The organism is Anaerolineales bacterium, assembly GCA_015075625.1.
In the GTDB taxonomy this organism is placed as follows: Bacteria; Chloroflexota; Anaerolineae; order Aggregatilineales; family UBA2796; genus UBA2796.
The window spans coordinates 188,731-206,608 of record JABTTZ010000002.1 but is presented as its reverse complement, the minus strand read 5'-3'; the positions used below and the strand labels follow the sequence as shown (position 1 = coordinate 206,608).

General features: G+C 57.7%; 13 protein-coding genes. 6 read left to right on the top strand and 7 right to left on the bottom strand.

All coding sequences use genetic code 11. The features are described from left to right. Positions 1 to 54 precede the first annotated feature (54 nt). Positions 55 to 1,218, top strand: coding sequence for a hypothetical protein (locus tag HS103_09610; GenBank protein ID MBE7513056.1), 1,164 nt, complete (start codon positions 55 to 57; stop codon positions 1,216 to 1,218). Between the two features lie 130 nt (positions 1,219 to 1,348). Here the strand turns inward: HS103_09610 and HS103_09605 are convergent, their stop codons facing one another. Then, positions 1,349 to 3,817: a transglutaminase domain-containing protein gene (locus HS103_09605; protein ID MBE7513055.1), complete on the bottom strand. Its 2,469-nt coding sequence runs from the start codon at positions 3,815 to 3,817 to the stop codon at positions 1,349 to 1,351. Between the two features lie 209 nt (positions 3,818 to 4,026). Between HS103_09605 and HS103_09600 the strand changes: the two genes are divergently transcribed. From HS103_09600 to HS103_09580, 5 genes are all read left to right on the top strand, one after another. Beyond that, positions 4,027 to 7,095: an N-6 DNA methylase gene (locus HS103_09600; GenBank protein MBE7513054.1), complete on the top strand. Its 3,069-nt coding sequence runs from the start codon at positions 4,027 to 4,029 to the stop codon at positions 7,093 to 7,095. Positions 7,096 to 7,281: 186 nt separating this feature from the next. Further along, on the top strand, positions 7,282 to 7,410 hold the full coding sequence (locus tag HS103_09595) for a hypothetical protein (GenBank protein ID MBE7513053.1): 129 nt from the start codon (positions 7,282 to 7,284) through the stop codon (positions 7,408 to 7,410). 183 nt (positions 7,411 to 7,593) lie between these two features. Beyond that, entirely contained in the window at positions 7,594 to 8,415 is an 822-nt protein-coding gene (locus HS103_09590) for an alpha/beta hydrolase (protein MBE7513052.1), read from the top strand. After that, a complete protein-coding gene (locus HS103_09585) occupies positions 8,412 to 9,959 on the top strand; it encodes a PfaD family polyunsaturated fatty acid/polyketide biosynthesis protein (GenBank protein MBE7513051.1) in 1,548 nt (515 codons plus the stop codon). The genes HS103_09590 and HS103_09585 overlap by 4 nt, the downstream gene beginning before the upstream one ends. A gap of 12 nt (positions 9,960 to 9,971) precedes the next feature. Continuing rightward, positions 9,972 to 10,820 carry a pantoate--beta-alanine ligase gene (locus HS103_09580; GenBank protein ID MBE7513050.1) on the top strand — a complete coding sequence of 283 codons (849 nt, stop codon included), beginning with the start codon at positions 9,972 to 9,974 and terminating at the stop codon, positions 10,818 to 10,820. A 67-nt stretch (positions 10,821 to 10,887) separates the two neighbouring features. Here the strand turns inward: HS103_09580 and HS103_09575 are convergent, their stop codons facing one another. The 6 genes from HS103_09575 to HS103_09550 form a co-directional block, all read right to left on the bottom strand. Then, complete coding sequence (locus HS103_09575; GenBank protein ID MBE7513049.1) at positions 10,888 to 12,858, bottom strand: glycosyltransferase family 39 protein; 1,971 nt, start codon at positions 12,856 to 12,858, stop codon at positions 10,888 to 10,890. Then, positions 12,855 to 13,559, bottom strand: a complete 705-nt coding sequence (locus tag HS103_09570) for an ABC transporter ATP-binding protein (protein MBE7513048.1) — start codon at positions 13,557 to 13,559, stop codon at positions 12,855 to 12,857. Before HS103_09570 ends, HS103_09575 begins: the two co-directional genes overlap by 4 nt. A 37-nt stretch (positions 13,560 to 13,596) precedes the next feature. Beyond that, entirely contained in the window at positions 13,597 to 14,466 is an 870-nt protein-coding gene (locus tag HS103_09565; protein ID MBE7513047.1) for an aminotransferase class IV, read from the bottom strand. Positions 14,467 to 14,476: 10 nt separating this feature from the next. After that, complete coding sequence (locus HS103_09560) at positions 14,477 to 15,391, bottom strand: phosphodiester glycosidase family protein (GenBank protein MBE7513046.1); 915 nt, start codon at positions 15,389 to 15,391, stop codon at positions 14,477 to 14,479. A 461-nt stretch (positions 15,392 to 15,852) separates the two neighbouring features. Beyond that, positions 15,853 to 16,548: a methyltransferase domain-containing protein gene (locus HS103_09555; protein MBE7513045.1), complete on the bottom strand. Its 696-nt coding sequence runs from the start codon at positions 16,546 to 16,548 to the stop codon at positions 15,853 to 15,855. A 118-nt stretch (positions 16,549 to 16,666) separates the two neighbouring features. Then, complete coding sequence (locus HS103_09550) at positions 16,667 to 17,878, bottom strand: WXG100 family type VII secretion target (protein MBE7513044.1); 1,212 nt, start codon at positions 17,876 to 17,878, stop codon at positions 16,667 to 16,669.

Below are 17,878 nucleotides of genomic sequence, written 5' to 3'. Positions count from 1 at the left end.
CCACTGATCACAATATACTTACCGATGATCTAACGATTCGATTAGGCTTATACGATGGTCAGGCTCACCCGTAAACAGCGGCGCTATCTTCTTTTCCTTGTCTGTCTTGCCCTAACCCGCTGGCTGCTGATCGCCCTCAACGAGCATCTGACGGTGACTCCACCCCGTGACAGCCTAGAGGCGTTGCTGGAAAATGCTCCGCCCATCTCTGTTTTTGAATCCCTAGTAGTGGGCGAAACAGCCGACCTTCAAGGGCGCTTGATCGTTGTTGAGCAGAGGGCGCATCCTCATTATCGGATTGCCGAACTCGCCTTTGCAACAGGGGACATCCGCACCCTGTTTGCTATCCCATCGGGGGCGCTTGTCTATCAGGTAGCGGCGGGAGGACACCGCAATACGCTCTTGCTCACCTATTCCGCTCCTACCGCAGAGGGGCAAGCATTATATGACCGCAATGGGATTTATGAGTTTGACGAAACAACCGGCGCTCTCACCCGCTTGCTTGGTGAGGACATCCCCAATGTCTATTACGCCTATCCGCAGCGAAGCGCCAACACCCTTTATTATGCGATCTACGAACGCGGTGTAGAGGCGCAGCGCATCGAAGCCTATGATCTAAACACGCGCACCGTGCGTCGCATTGCGGAAAATGCCACCCGTCCCGTTTTTGCTCTGTTTATGGCACGACAAACCGCCATCCACGCCCAGGACGACACCGCCCTGGCGGAGGCGAAACGTATTGCTACCGAGGCGGGATGGGGTAAGACCGTCACCCTTGAATTTGACGACAAGACAGGGACGATGTTTGTCAAAAGCAAAGGGCTGCCCGATCACGAGATTTTGCCTGCCTATCAAGCGTTGAGCATCATCGACAACAAAACAACCTACGTCATTACCGCTCAAGAACAATACATGAAGGTTATCATTCCGCTTTCCCAAAAAGAGTGGGTGATCGACGGAATCCCCTTCCTAGACGCCTGCAATGGTCACCCTAACCCCCTCGCTGTGCAATACCACTATCACTACCATACAACAGAAGCGCCACCCTATATTGTCTCTTGCTATGCTGGCGAGATCGACTTGGGCGAGTCGCCTTTGGAGTTGTTCACACGCGGCGTTGATCTCAGCTATCCGCCGCCGCCCGTCCCGCCCGGGGCGCTCTTGCCGCCGCGCCCAGCGCTGCCCCAGCCGCAAACAACGCCTACCGCTGGAAAATAAACCTATCTCACGTTACGAAGGGTGGTCTTGTCGGGGCGACCCCAAGGGGTTGCCCCGGAACCTCCGCGCTAAAACACACAGGCGGAGATCAGCCCCCCGCTAGGGAGTGAGGGTGTCTGTAAAATGGCTCTCATTTTGCCGCGCCCTTCTTTCCCCGCCCAAAACGCCGCCGCACGAACGCCCAACGCGCCTTCCCCCATGCCTCAGCAACCCGATCTTCTTCCTCTGGGATGGGTGGTTCGCCCGTTGGCTGCCCGTAGCGTTCCCCGATGTAGGCATCGGTAATATCAATCACGGCGCGTCCTTCATCGGGGAATTCTCGCGCCAACTGCCGACCACGCTCCAGCGGGGTGCTGCCCGGGCGAAAGGTCAGCCCTAGCCACTTGGCGTACAGCCCCAAGCGAGCATAAGCACGCCCAAAGGGGCTGAGCTTGTCCAAGCCTCGGTATTCCACCCACCACAACGCCCCCACTCCGGCAAAAGACAATCCAGCAAGCAGCAAGGCAAAGGGCAGCAGCCGACTCAGAAAATCCTGTACAGGTGGCGGAATCTGCAACAGAGAGGGTGGCGGTGGCGGCGTTGCCGAAGGGGTGGGCGTCTCACTAGGGATGGGCGAAGGTGAGGGCGGCAAGATCGCTTGTGGCGTTGGCGTCGCCGGCGGATTCTCAATCGTCCCCGCCGCGTTTGGGGTGTTCGTTGGCGGCGGCGGCGTGAAGGTTGCTGTTGGGGTGGGTGTGGGGGTGACGGTTGGCAGCGCGGCTACAGGCTCTTCGCGGACAAAGCGATCCCGTGCCGAGGTTGGCTCAAACTCCACCCAACCCGCGTTCGGAAAATAGACCTCAACCCATGTGTGGGCGTCTCGTTCCCGCACCAGATAAGCCCCGCTGGAGGGGTCATAAATCCCTTGCGAAAAGCCCGCCGCCATCCGCGCTGGAATCCCCAAGGAGCGCAGCATCATGATCATTGCCGAGGCGTAATAGGTGCAGTAGGCTTCGCGCCGCTCGAACAGCACCCAATCAACCAAATCCCGATCACGGGGCGGGACGGGGATTGTCTCTGAATAGGCGATGTTCTGTCGCAGCCACTGCTCAATTGCCCGCGCCTGATCGTAAGGGGTGACCGCCCCTGCCGCCGCCACAATCTGGCTGGCAAGGGTAATCGTGCGGGGGGTCAGGGTCGGCGGGGTTTGAAGGTAACGCGCCCGCACCCAACTAGGGTAAACTGTCCCCGCTTGGCGCAAAAATGCCCCATCCGCCGTGCTGATCGAGGACACCACCGCATAGGACTCGCCGCGCTGGATGGGCGTCAGCGGGCGAATCACACCCACATCAACCAGCCCCGATCCCGGCTCTACATAATCGACATCCACGCGCACCGGCAAACGCAGCCGCGAAGCCTGTGGTGCGCCATAGATCAAGCGGGCAGAGGGTATTACCATCGTGATCCGCTGCTCCATCTCGCGGCGCGTTGAGGGGATCACCCCCGCATCAGTGAGGATCAGCGTCCCACTGCGGCTCTCAAGAACCTCCCGACGGCTGCTCGTCCATTCGTTATTTTGGAAGGCGTCAAAGACGCGCGATTTCCAATAATATTTCCCTCCGGGCGGGGCGCTCACCGTCATGACGACGGTATCGCCCAAACGCACCGCCCCTCCTAACTGAAGCTTGTCGCCGCTGTAATAATCCGTTGAGGGCGCCGTTTGCCCCTCAAACGCGCCAAACAAGCGGTTCAAAAGTTCTGCTACGCGAGTGAACGCATCTTCGTTGAGAAACTGCTGGAAGCGTTTCGCGTTTTCCTCTGCCGATCCCGTCGGGAGCGCCCATGCCAAGAGCAAGAGCGCCACCCCCAACAAGCCCCCCAAGCGGAAGAACCAACGCCGCACACCCGCCTGAAAGCTGATCCGGTTCGTATACCAATCGAACTCCCGTGCCTCAATGTGGGAGCGGATAATCAGCAGCAGAGAGAGAAACACATAAGCGATCAGGTACGTATCAATCGGGTAGTTCGGTTCGGTGTTATAGACGGCGTTCAGGACGAGGACTATTCCCGGCGGCATGATCGCCCGCCAAACGCGATCCAGTCGGAAGGTATGCCATGCTGTGTTATGCCCCAAAAACCACACGAGGATCGACAAAAACAACACTAAGATGAACGGATCGAATCCCGATCCGGGCGCAACACCAATTTGGAGCGCCCGCGCAAACCGCCGCAAGACCGACCCCACCCGTCCGATCAAATCCCCCGGCGCCGCCACATACTGCACCAAGAGAATGCTCCCTAGAGCATAGACCGTGCTGAGGACAAGGGCGGTAAATTCCGAATAATGGCTGCGGGAGAGCAGAAAGCCAAAAATCACCGAGAGCAGCGCCACCGGCACAACCTGATGCAAGGTCACTTGCCATTCGCCGCTTTGCGTGGCGAAATCATCGGCAAAGGTCAGCGCGTGCGTCATGGCAACAACGGGGATCACCATCAGCGCACAGGTGATCAGCAGGGTGGAGACATCTCCCCGCGCAAAGAATCCGCGTAAGCCGATCTGAAAGCGCCGCCACATACGGGCGGGAAATGGTAGGGGTGTCAGTGTTGAGGGTCGATTCATGAGTTCCTGTAGATAGCCGATCAGCCATTCATCTTGGCAAGTGTAGGGCAAGGCGCGGCGCGTTGCAACTACGAATGTCCTACGAAGGGAGGACGTTCACTAAGGACTCATCCAAATGGCGCAGTGGCTAAGCAGGGATGCTGAGCAGGGAGCGCTTTGCGTTATAATGTCCCCCATACACTCCATCCCAGTGTAGAGGAGTCACGCCCATGCCCGCCGAGAAAGTCACGATCAAACCGACGAACACCGCCTTTGACCGCTACTACAGGGAGATGGACAGACTCCATGCCCAGAACGTGCGCCACGAAACCGCCCTACGCACGCCCTTCACAGCGCTCCTGACAGATTTCGGCAAAAGCGTTGGCTGGACGCTGATCACCGAAGAAAACGGCGGCAGCGATGGAAATGGCATCCGCTACGACGGCATGTTCAAAGACGCCAACACGCTCCGGCGCGGCTATTGGGAATCGAAAGACCCCAATGACAAATTGGACGCCGAAATCCTCAAAAAGACGGCGAAGGGCTACTCCCGTTCCAACATCCTCTACGAAGACAGCCTCCAAATCGTCCTCATTCAGGGCGGGGTGGAGATCATGCGGGCGAACATGCGCCAAGCGAAAGACCTCGCCGCCGTCCTCAGCCGGTTTTTCAGCTACACCGAGCCGGACATTGAGAATTTTAAGGACGCGGTGGCGGGCTTCAAGGAAGCCGTCCCCGACCTCGCCACCGATCTGATGAAGACGATCACTGACGCCCACCGCACGAACAAGGCGTTTCAGACGGAATTCGAGGCGTTCTTCACGCTCTGCCAAACCTCGCTGAACAAAGACATCACGTGGGCGGCGGTAGACGAAATGCTGATCCAACACTTGCTCACGGAGCGGCTGATTCGGGTCATTTTCAACACCCCTGAATTCGTCCTGCGCAACGTGATCGCCGGGAAAATTGAGGAGGTGATCACTGCCCTCACCAGCCAAAGTTTCAGCCGGGATGGATTCCTGAGCGGGTTAAGCCGTTATTTTGCCAGTGTGGAGGCGGCGGCGCGGACGATCACCGATTTTCAGGAGAAACAAGACCTCCTGAACACCGTCTATGAGCAGTTTTTTCAGGGCTACAGCACGAAGATCGCCGATACACATGGCATTGTTTACACCCCGCAGCCGATTGTCGATTTCATGTGCGCCAGCGTGATCGAGGTCTTGGGGACGGAATTCGGGAAGACCCTCGGCGATCCCGATGTGGTGATTCTTGACCCCTGCACGGGGACGGGGAACTTCATCGTGAATTTGATCCGCCGCGCCAACGCCCAAGACCTCCCCGGACTCTACCAAGATCGCCTTTTTGCCAACGAGATCATGCTGCTCCCCTATTACGTGGCGGCGCTGAACATCGAACACGCCTACTATGAGCGGGTGGGGCATTACGAGCCGTTTGCGGGGCTGTGCTTTGTGGACACCCTCGACATTGCCCAAGCACAGCAAATGTCGATGTTCAGCGAGCCGAACACGGCGCGGGTGGAACGGCAGAAAAAGGCGGCGATCACCGTGATCATCGGCAACCCGCCCTACAATGTGGGGCAAGCGAGCGAAAATGATAACAACAAAAACCGGAAATACCCCCTTGTGGACAGGCGGATCAAAGAAACCTATGCAAAGGACAGCAAGGCGACGAACAAGAACGCGCTAGGGGATGCCTACGTGAAGTTTTTCCGGTGGGCGGCGGATCGCTTGGGGAAACGGAATGGAATCGTCTGTTATGTGACGAACAATAGTTTTGTCGATCAGATCGCCTTTGATGGGATGCGCAAACACCTCCTGAGTGATTTTACCCAAGTCTATCACCTTGATTTGCATGGGAATGTTCGGCAAAACCCCAAACTGAGCGGCACAACGCACAATGTTTTTGGGATTCAGGTGGGGGCGGGCATTACAGTAGCGATACGGAAAGGGAGCGATACCGCGCCGCGTCTGTTTTACCACCGCGTTCCCGAAGATTGGCGAAAAGAGGAAAAATACGCCTTACTGACGAACACTGGCACAATAGGGCGTGTGACGTGGCAAGCGCTCACCCCCAATGCCAAACACACATGGCGTATTCCCACGAATGCCGACGAATTCGCGTCCTTCTTTCCCATCGGCGGCAAGGAATCGAAGGCGGGCAAGGCAGGGGCAGAGGCAACGATCTTCCAGACCTATTCTGGCGGGGTGAAATCAAATCGTGACGATGTTGTCTATGATTTCAATCGTGATCAATTGATGGTTCGGATGGGGACGTTCGTTGAAGATTACAACGCCGAGGTGGATCGCTATAAGCGTGCAGGCAAACTTAAAGATATTGATAGCTTTGTGAACTACGGGCGGATTAAGTGGGATAGTACCCTTAAAAGGCACTTGAAAGATAAAAAAGATGGTCACTTTGACACAAGCGCTTTGCGTACTGCCTTATACCGCCCGTTTACCAAACGGCATCTCTATTTTGATCGACTGTTTATCAACAGTGTTCATCGCCAGCCCTCTTTCTTTCCCACCCCCGCCACTGAACAGGAAAATCGGGTGATTCTCAGCCCCGGTTTGGGCAATCGAAAAACGTTTGGCGTGTTCATGACCAACGCTATTGTTGGCTTGGATTTCGCTTTTGAAAAAGTGCAATGCTTCCCCTTTTACACCTACGACGAGGACGGCACAAACCGCCGCGAAAACATCACCGATGGGGCGTTGGGGCGTTTCCGTGACCATTACGGCGATTCGACGATCACGAAATGGGATGTCTTCTATTATGTCTATGCGCTATTGCATCACCCCGGCTATCGTGAGAAATTCGCCGGGAATTTGAAACGGGAATTGCCGAGGATTCCGTTTGCCCCGGCGTTTCGCCCCTTTGCCGATGCCGGACGCGCCCTCGCCGATCTTCACCTCGGCTATGAATCGATCACCCCCCACGCCCTCTACCGCGTCGTGAAGAACAACGCCCCCGCCAATCCAGAGAAACTCTACCGCATCGAAAAAATGCGGCTGAACAAGGATAAAACGGCGCTCACCGTGAACGACCACCTCATGCTGACGCTGATTCCCCCGGCGGCGTTCGAGTACACATTGGGGTCACGTTCGGCGTTGGAGTGGGTGATCGATCAATATCAGGTGGGGCGGGATAAGGCGGGGAACATCACCAGCGACCCCAACCGCCCCGACGATCCCGAATACATCGTGAATCTCGTGGGGCGGGTGGTCGCTGTCTCGTTGGCAACGGTGAAGATTGTGGCGGGGTTGCCACTTTTATAAAACGGGAAGGGGAATACAGGTTCATACAACAACCTTCCTGATCAACGATTAAGGATCAAGGGGGTGTTTCTCGCGCCCCACTGGTACAATCTTATACCCTTAGCTTTACCGAGAGGGCAAAAGAAAACCCCGCATGGCGACGATACAACGTGTGGCGATCCTGACCAGTGGGGGGACGCCCCCGGCATGAACGCGGCAATCCGCGCCCTAAGGCGAGTCTCTCTGGCGCAAGGGCGAGAGGTGTTCGGCGTTCAGGAAGGCTATCGTGGTTTGGTCGAGCAGGAAGCGCGTTGCGTTATAATGTCCCTCACTTAACTGGGGAGTGTGTCCTACAGCATTTTTCAGACAGATTGACCCCTTAATGGTTGACAGCCCCACGTATCACGATATACTTGCTGATGGGCTAGGCAGTGGTGATCATGGAGTAAACGAACGACGCCCGCCCTTCTTGTAAGAAGGCTGGTTGCAGACCAACCAGTGAGGGTACTGCAATCAATCATGAGCGCCTATGACACCTACCTTGCCCGTTACCCCGTCCCTGTAGACTCCCACTATGTGGAGTCGCGTTTTGGGCGGACACATATCCTAAGCAGCGGCAACGCTGATGCGCCGCCGCTTGTCCTCATTCATGGCATGGGCGTTAACGCCCTGATGTGGGCGCGGCACATGCCCGAACTGAGCGCCCACTTTCGCGTTCATGCTATCGATATCCCCGGTCAGCCGGGGAAAAGTCATGCTGTGCGTCCAGATCGACGCGGCTCAGCCATCGCTGATTGGCTTTGCGAGGTGATCTCCGCCCTAAGCGATAGTCCAATCTACCTCGGCGCGATTTCGCTTGGTGGCTGGTTTGCGCTCAGCTATGCCAGTCATTATCCAGAACGGGTGTCCAAATTAGCGCTGCTTGCTCCGGCGGGGGTGGTGCGGGCGCGGTATTGGCACATGATCAAGCATTATGTGCCGGTCTTGCTGGAAGGCTCTCCTGCTTACAAGCGGATGATTCAGCGCATGGCGTATACAGCCCTTGACGCGGAGGCACAAGAATATCTTCTCGCTTGTTACCAAGCCTATCGCTCACATCTGACGGTTCTTCCCAAACGTTTGCGGGATGGGCAGATGCGGCGGATCACGGCGGAGGTCTTGGCGTTGGTGGGGACAACCGATTTCTTCTTTGATCCCGGACGTACACAGCGCCGATTGAAGTGCCTTCTGCCAGCAGCACACCTGAAGCAACTTCCAAACTGTGATCACTACATCCCGCTCGATCAGGGCGAACGGATGATGGCGTCTTTGTTGACCTTTTTTCTGGGAACAAAACCATGACCCTTTTTGTTGACGACTCCGCGATTCGCGCTGCGCTTTTGACGCTTGACCGCCCCTGCCATGTGGTGCGCGTTGGCACGTCGGAAGGGACGAAGATGGGCGTGATGCACGAAACGCCAACTGCGGGGCTGATCGCCTCTGCGCCAGCCATCCCGCCGGAAAACCTCGGCAGCGCTGATTTTCGCGCTGCCTACAAAACCCGTTACGCCTATGCCGCTGGCGCCATGGCGGGGGGCATTGCCTCCGAAACACTGGTGATTGCCTTAGGCAAGGCGGGCATCCTCAGCAGCTTTGGCGCTGCCGGACTTCTGCCAGCGCGGATTGAGGCGGCGATTCAAACTATCCAAGCGGCGCTGCCCACCGGGTTGTATGCCTTCAACCTGATCCACAGCCCGAACGAGGAAGCACTGGAGCGCCGTGCCGTCGATCTCTACCTGAAGCATGGGGTCACAACAGTGGAGGCATCGGCATTTCTTGACCTAACCCCCCATATTGTTCGTTATCGGGCGGCGGGGCTGCGCCCCGATGGGCAGGGCGGCGTCCACATTGGGCATCGGGTGATTGCCAAGCTCTCGCGGCGGGAAGTGGCGGCAAAGTTTATGCAGCCCCCTTCGGAACGCTTGCTGGGGGAGATGGTGACGGCGGGGCTGATCAGCGCGGAGCAGGCGGCGTTGGCGGCACGGGTCGGCGTTGCCGATGATGTCACAGCGGAAGCGGATTCCGGCGGGCATACAGATAACCGCCCACTCGTCACGCTTTTTCCCTCGATTCTCGCCTTGCGTGATGAGTTGCAGGCAAAATGGGCGTTCCCCACGCCGATTCGGGTGGGGGCGGCGGGGGGTATTGGGACGCCGGGGGCAGTCTTAGCAGCGTTCGCGATGGGCGCCGATTACGTCGTCACTGGCTCGGTGAACCAAGCGACGGTGGAAGCGGGGACATCGGCACAGGCGAAGAAAGTTCTTGCTCAAGCGGATATGGCGGATGTGATCATGGCACCGGCTGCCGATATGTTCGAGATGGGCGTGAAGGTGCAGCTTTTGAAGCGCGGAACGCTCTTCCCAATGCGGGCGCAAAAGCTCTATGATCTCTACCGCGAGTATGACTCGTGGGAAGCCGTTCCTGCGGCGGAACGGGATAAACTGGAAAAACAGGTTTTTAAACGGACATTTGAAGATATTTGGGGGGGGACAGTCGCCTACTTCACCGAACGCGATCCCGACCAGATCGCCCGTGCCGAGGGCAATCCCAAGCGCAAGATGGCGCTCGTGTTTCGTTGGTATTTAGGGCTGTCGTCACGATGGGCAAGCAGCGGGGAAAGCGGGCGGGAGATGGATTATCAGATTTGGTGTGGGGCGGCGATGGGTGCTTTCAATGATTGGGTGCGCGGCTCCTACCTTGAATCACCCGAAAACCGCCATGCGGTTGACGTTGCCTACCATCTGATGACCGGCGCCGCCTATTTCCAGCGCATCGCCACCCTGCGGATGCAGGGTGTGGCGCTGCCCGCCGCCTATGGGCGTTATGTCCCCATGCCGTTGGGGTAAGTGGGGTGAGCCATGCGGGTAATCACAACCATTGAGGAACTGCACGCCATGCGCACCGCCCTTATGGGGACGCTTGGCTTTGTACCAACAATGGGCTTTCTGCACGAGGGGCATCTAGACCTTGTGCGGCGGGCGGTGGGGGAAAATGATCAGGCGGGGGTGTCGATCTTCGTGAACCCCACCCAATTTGGCAAAAACGAAGATTTCGCCGCCTATCCGCGCAATCTGGAAAACGATCTCGCCCTCTTAGAGAAGGCGGGGGTTGGCTTCGTCTTTGCCCCCTCGGTAGAGGTGATGTACCCCACAGGCTTTCAAACCTATGTGGAGGTGATGGGCGTTTCGCAGGGGTTGGAAGGGGCAAGCCGTCCGGGGCATTTCCGGGGGGTGGCAACCGTTGTGGCGAAACTGTTTAACCTTGTCCGGCCAAGCCGCGCCTATTTTGGGCAAAAAGACGCCCAGCAGGTCGCCGTGATCCGGCGGATGGTGAGCGATCTCGCCATGCCCGTCACGATTATCATCGTGCCAACGGTGCGTGAGCCGGATGGCTTGGCAAAAAGTTCGCGGAATGTTTACCTAGCACCCACCGAACGCGCCGCCGCGCCTGTGCTTTATCAGGCGTTGAGCGCCGCCCGTCGCCGTTACGAGGAAGGGGAGCGCCACCCGGATGCCCTCCGCACTGTGATGGGTGCGGTCTTAGCTACCGAGCCGAGGGCGGAGGTGGTGTACCTAAGCGCCGCTGACGCCGAAACGCTGAGCGAACTCAGTACGCCGACGGAGCGCCCAATCTTACTCTCCCTGGCGGTGCGCATCGGACGGACGCGACTGATTGATAATCTGACGTTGGAGACAGCCGGGGGGTGACCCTGCGTGATCGCCATTCCCTGGATATGGCTGAGGGGGCGACAATCGAACCATCGCCCTGATAGAGTTACTCCCCCTGCACCTCTATTATCCCAAGAGTGACCATATCTCCCCCTCCGACAGCAGGTAGACGGGCATAGGGTGGCTCTAAATCATAGACGGCGACGATCAGCCTATACTCGTTGGGTGGGGTCCCCGGCGGGATAATCAGCCCGTGTGAGTCGGCAACCTCCACACCCGCTTGCCAAAGCGTCGTCAGCGCCATGTTGTTGCCCGGTTCGCCGTCCCGCTGCGCCAAAATGGTGCCGTCGGGGCGCAAGAGTTGTACCGTCACCCGATAGCGTTTCGTGAGAGGACTATCGGTAGTCCAGGTTAACCCCACGCCGAGGACACTTCCTCCCCGCACGGTGCGTTCACTCACCCCCGCCCGAAGCAGCCGGATCGACTCGCCAAAGCGAGCATCGACAGGCGCTTGTTCAAGGATCGTCGGCAGCGCGGCATAGCGCACAAAGCGGACATCCCCGTACCATGCCGAATCGATCTCAAAGGTTAGCGACCCAAGCATTTTTTCAACCACGCGGTTCGGATCACGCTCCCCCTCGCCCCAATAGAGGACAAACAAGCGCTGATGGGCGGCAATCACCGCCCGAACCTCACGTTCTGTCGCCGCGTCGTCCCCCCCTAACCCCACAGGGAGAGGGTAGAGCGGGAGGTCGCCCCGATAGTAGTAGGTGAACACTTCCGTTTGATTCGGCGCATCGAGAATCACCGCATCGCCGGGGCGACCTTCCGCCGCGATTAGCGCTGCCATACGGCGATAATCATCACGGGCATAGGCGGGATTCGTATACAGGTTCGTCAAGCCCACGCCATAGGCATTGGCAAGAGCCAACAGCCCGAACCCCGCCATCAGGCGTGGGATCATCTCTAAAGGGAGCGCTGGTGAGGGCGAACCGATCTCCCACAAGAGCCAAATTCCCCGCCCGATGAGCAGCGCGAAGGCAAGCTGTGCTGGCAGCAGAAACTTCAGATTTGCCTCTCGAAAAAGCCCTAACGCAAAAAAAACACTCAGGATCACGATAAGGGTCATTATCGGAAACAGACGTCGCCACCAGTGGGGCAAATGCGGGCGACGCAGCCAGTCGGGCAGCGCTCCGGCAAGGGCAAAGACGACGACCCACCCATACACCGAGGGCGTCTCACGGGGTGGGTAGGTGCTGCCAAGCGTCAGCCATTGGAGCGCCATGCCAAGCCCTCCGCCGGTATCGACGCTCCGCCCTACCTGATTCCAACCCGTGATTTGTTGAATGGCGGCGGGTGCTTGTGGGGCAAAAAGAGCAAGCGTCAGCACATTTGCCCCAATAAACATCATCAGTGGAGTAAACGCGGATACAGACCGTGCGTCCTTCCTGTTTCCCCTGCCGCTGATCCACCCCACCCACCACAGGACGAACAACATTCCTTCTGCCAGCATGACGAAAGGGTAGCTGTAATGGGTGTAAAGTCCCGCCGCATTGAGGATAGCAAAGCCAACTAGCCAGCGATCAAAGCGTCCGCCGCGCCCCACCCACACAACAAACAGCCAGAGCGCAAGCGCTGCCACTCCTTGTAAGAGCGCATACATTCGCGTCTCTTGGCTGTAATAGACGCCAAACCCGTTCAGAGCGACGATCAAACCAGCGAGAACGCCCACCCCCGGCGCATGAAGACGATGCCCAAGGGCGATCATCGCCGCGACGCTTAGGATGCCAGCGAATACCGAGAACGCCCGCAGCGCAAACTCCGTCTCTCCAGTGAAGGCGCTCCACCCCTTCAAGAGAAGATAGTACCCCGGCGGGTGAATGTCGCGGTTTGCCGCCGCGATCAGATTGGGGAGCGAGCGCTGAATCAGGCGAAGCGTGTTTCCCTCATCATTCCATAACGACTGCGCGTCAAGATGGTAAAACCGCACGACAGCGGCGACGAGCAGAACCACCAGAGGGAACAAGCGATAGCCGCGCCGCCGCAGCCATTCCCGCCATAGGAGGTTGGCGATCATCCGAGGTATGCCTCGATAATACGGGGATCGCGCTGGAGTTCGGCAGCACCTCCGCTGTGGGCGATCATCCCCCGTTCTAGAACATAGCCGCGATCCGCAAGGGCAAGCGCTTTACGGGCGTTTTGTTCCACCAGCAGAATGGGTGTCCCGCTGGCTTTGATGGCGGCGATAATCCGAAAAATCTCATTGACCAGAAGGGGCGCTAAGCCCATGCTTGGCTCATCCAACATGAGCAGTTTGGGGCGCATCATGAGCGCCCGCCCCACCGCCAACATCTGCTGTTCACCGCCGGAGAGCGACCCCGCCTTTTGGGTTCGGCGTTCCTTCAAGCGTGGAAACCGCTCGAACACCCCCTCTAGATCGTCCCGCACCGCACGCGAATCCCGCCGACGGTATGCCCCCAGAAGGAGGTTTTCGGCAACGCTCATGGGGGCGATCACCTGTCGCCCTTCAGGGACTTGGACAAGTCCTTCTGCGGCAATCTGGTCAGGACGCCATCCGGTAATATCCTGTCCATCAAAGGTGATTCGCCCTCGGCGGGGTTTCACGATCCCGCTGAGGGCGTTTAGCGTTGTGCTTTTCCCTGCGCCGTTCGCCCCAATCAGGGTTACCACCTCCCCGCGATCTACGGTCAGGGAAATGCCGTGCAGCGCCTCGATTGCCCCGTAATTGGCTGTGATCGAATCAACCTTTAAAAGCATATACTGTATATTTACACCTTAAGCGGCTCAACCGCACTCATAAGGGATCAAGGTGGGCAAGAACCCACGCCTCATAAGCTGACCGGAGGGCTAGGGTCACGGCACCGGGCTGCCCCGTGCCAATAATCTGGCTGTTGATCTGCGTGATCGGGATCACCCCCCGCGAGGCGCTGGTCAGAAAAGCCTCCTCAATTGCCCAGAGTTGATCGGCGCGGACGGGCGTCTTTTCCAGAGGGATAATTCCCGGCGCAACCTGATAGACAATCTTCTGTGCCATCCCCGGAAGAACACCCTCCCCGGCGGTATGCAAAACACCCATCGCAACGGCATAGAAATTACTGGTTGCCCCTTCCAAAAGAAAACCATCCGCGCTGGTCAGGATCATTTCATAAGGGGGGAGCGCCTCCCCGCTGCTATCCCCGCTGCTATCCCCGCTGCTAGAGAGCGCCTCGCGGCGTGCCTTCATCCATCCGGTGTGTTTGGCACGAGGGTTGTGTCGCTGAATGGCTGTTGTGGTGACGCGCACCCCCATCGCTATCACCTCTGGGGAGACGGGCAAAAGCGGCTCAACACTCAGGTAGAGATGATCGGGCATGGCGCGGGGGACGGTCAGCCGAAATCGGGATTCGCTGAACCCGCCGCGTTCGATCAATCCCAACAAGGCAGCCCGAATCGCCGCCCGATCTAAGGCGACAGTGATTCCTTCCAGCGCGGCGGATTCGCTCAGACGGGCTAAGTGATCGTCAAACAACACCGTTTGGGTGCGCTGATAGGTTCGCCCAACGGTGTACACGCCATCCGGTTCATAGATAATGGCATCGGCAAGCGAGTGGGCGGTATAAGGCGTGGGGATAACCCCCGTAGGGGTCAAAATGGCGGTGGGAATGGCGGTGGTTTTGTCCATCATAGGGTTTCCCTCAGCGAGGGTAGACGGCAACCACCGCCGGAATACCCCGTGCGCCGGTAATGTAATCCAACGTTCCCCCCGTTGAAAGGTAAAGATTCGTACTCCCACCGCCATCCAGATTGAGGGCATATTGCAAGCCAAACCCAGAGGTGCGTCCCAGCCAATTCCCCAAATCCGAGAGGAGCGTTCCCGACCCCCCCGTGATGATGAGGTACACCCGTCCGAGGGAATCTTGGGCAATGACCGAACGGGCAGCCACCACCGTCGCCACATCGGAGTTGATGGGTGCCACTTGTCCACGTGCCATGAGGATCGGATACGTCTGTACCGCCTGCTCAATCTGTTCCCCGCTGACAATTGGTTCAAGCCACAGCGAACGCACTTTCGGCAGCCCTGTTTTCACCTGAAACAAGCCGGAGTCAGAGCGCTGTGTATAGCCCGCCAAGACCCGCCCATCGCTGATGATCAAGCCAAGCGAGAGGTTTTGCGGGGTAAAAAATGTGGTGTTGATGATGGCAACGGCGTTAGGAAGGAGTTGTTTCCATTGTTGGATGGTCAGCGCTTGTCCGGGAAAGTAGTGAACACGCATCGTAAAGGTGTTGGCGTCGAAGCGGGCGGCAAGGACATTGACGGTTGCCCCCGTGCTGTTTCGGTAGGCAAAGGTACGCCAATAAGCGCCGGGGCGTGTGGCATTGATGGCTGCCCACCCCACCGTGTCAGAGGTGGCAACACCCCCGGCTGTCGGTGGGATCAACGATGTTGGTGAGGCAATCACCGCCCCGCCACCACCGCTATCAAATGTAGGCAGGGCGGTTCCCGAAATACGGGTCGGAAAGACGACCACTGGTGTCACGTTTGGATCGACGGGTCCACACGCGGCAAGGAGCAATGCAGCAAGCACAATCAAAGCATTACGACGGGGCATGGGCAATACGTCCTGCTGAACGTTTAGAAACGAATGTTATCATTATAACGTTCGTTCCATCCCTTTGGGGGAGCGCTTTTATGCCTACCCAATGCTTTGTTGGGCAACCTGTAAACATTGCCCTCTCTCACCATAGTCGGTTAAAGGCGAAGGTATCTTTTGCACGAACGCTCAGGATTTTTCGCCTGATTTCTTTACGGGCTGGGGGGCTTTTACCCCTGAAACGAGGATGAACCGTGTGGGAATTTTACCCATCTCAATAAATTCTTTGTACAACACCTTTTTTAGGGTGTTATAGATTCTTGAACGGACAGGAAGGGACTCAGCAGGTGTGGTATCCATGATGCTTCCTTTATGGTTGTTCGCTGTTCTAATGCGGACAGTTTTCATTATGCCTTAAAAAGCGATCAATGGGAGCGCGTTATCGGAATTTTTTGTGAATTTTGAGGGATAGCCGCTACTCACACATCGCCCTTGAACGACCACACCTGATCGTAAAGAACTTGCCAAATTTTGACCTCCACACCAACCATCCCCTGTTGGTTCAGCCTCGCGGCAAGGGCAGCCGCCGATTGTGTTTTGCCCGGCAGCAGGCGGGCGCTGCGCCCTTTCCGATTCGTCACTAACAAAACGCCTCCCGGACGCAGTACGCGCACCAATTCAGCGATCACGGCGTGCTGATCGGTGAGGAATTCCAATACTTCCAAACAACTGACCGCATCAAAGAGATCATCAGGAAAAGGCAGGCGCTCCGCCGGGGCGTAAATCAATTGAACAGAGGGGGGATTGCCTTCAGCGGTAAGGCGCTCTGTGGCGGCTTTGAGCATGTTCCAGCTTAAATCAACGCCAACAACTAGCCCGCTGAAATGGCTCTCTCGCAGCAGCGCAAGGGGCAGCCGCCCCGACCCCGTACCCACATCCAAAATGAGCGGCTCAAAAATATCCTCTAAAACCTCGCAAAGTGGCTCACCGAGGCGTTTCGATTCCCATTCGGGATCAAAACCTTTGATCCGGTCATAACGCTTGGCATAGCGATCATACAGCCAAATGACGACGCGCCGTCCCAAATACACACCTTCGGTGGTGATCAGCAAATACCACAGGAGTCCGGCAGAAAGGGCTAAACCAACGACAGCATAAAGAAGGGGTGAAAGCATCCGCAGAGGGTAACTTGCTCTACCCGTAAAGGGCAAGACAACGGCAAAAAAATACCAGAGAGGACGAATCCTCTCTGGTACGCAGTACCAATGAGATTATGGATGTCTGAGGGGGCTGTTACAAGCCCAACTTCCCGGCATTATCGGCAATTTCACCAGCAGCGCCGGAGATACCCCCAACGGTATCAAAAGCGGCGCCCACTGTGCCAACCATCTGCCCAATCGCACCGCCGAGCATACTGCCGAGGTTGCCCGCCAGCAGACCGCCCAAGCCAGCGCCAAGTTGTGCCGGGTTCATTCCCGTCAGTTTGGCAACGCCATCGCGGATCGCATCGCGGATTTTGCCCATCTGATCAAGGCGATTCAAGACTTCGGCGGCGGCGCCAGTCTGACCTTCGCCGCCTTTGCCGGTCAAGCCGCTGAAACCGCTACCGGACGAACCGCCGCCGCCGGACGAGCCACCCCCACTGGGTCCACCACCGCCACCTGACGAGCCGCCACCGCTGGGACCACCACCACCGGATGAGCCGCCGCCACTGGGACCACCACCACCGGATGAACCGCCACCACTAGAGCCACCACCGTTCAACTGCCCAATGATTTGGTCTGCCAGTTGGTTGAAGGGTCCCGCCCCTGCTCCGGTGGACTCACGCAGGGAGCCGATGATCCCGTTGGCAATGTCGTTGAAGCTCCCACCGGCTGAGCCGCGCAGCGAATTGATGATGTTATCCGCCATACCATTGAAGCTGTCGAAATTGCCACCCTTGAGGCTGTTCACAATGCTATCGGCAATCGAGTTGAAGTTGGCGTTGGCACCGCCCGTCCCCTTGAGAATTGCGTTGGCAATATCGTTGAAACTCGGTGCGCCACCGCCGCTCCCGCCCATCCCCAAACTGCGGAGGACGCTGTTTGCCATATCCCCGAACGAACCGCCGCCACCAGCGCCGGGTCCGCCGCCAGCAAAGTCGCTTCCAGAGCCACCCTGCCGTCCGGCGTTACCGCCAGCGCCAGCGCCGCCGCCACCGCCACTTTGGTTGCTGACCACCCCTCCGGCTTCATCTTCCGCCCCTTTAAAGGCGTCGGCAATTTTCTTCGTCGCCGAGGATGCATCCCGAAGGACTTCCATCAGTTTTTTCAGCTTTGGCATAACCAAATCATGAAATTCACGGAAAAAGGCTTCCGCGCCCTCACCCACCCAACCACCACCTTCTAAACTGTCGATGATGCGTTGAATTTGGGCGTTCATTTGCTGGGTCTGATCTGCCTCTTGTTGAAACACTTGGGCAATTTTCCCCAGACTGTCGTAATCTGCCTGAATCTTATTCGCCAT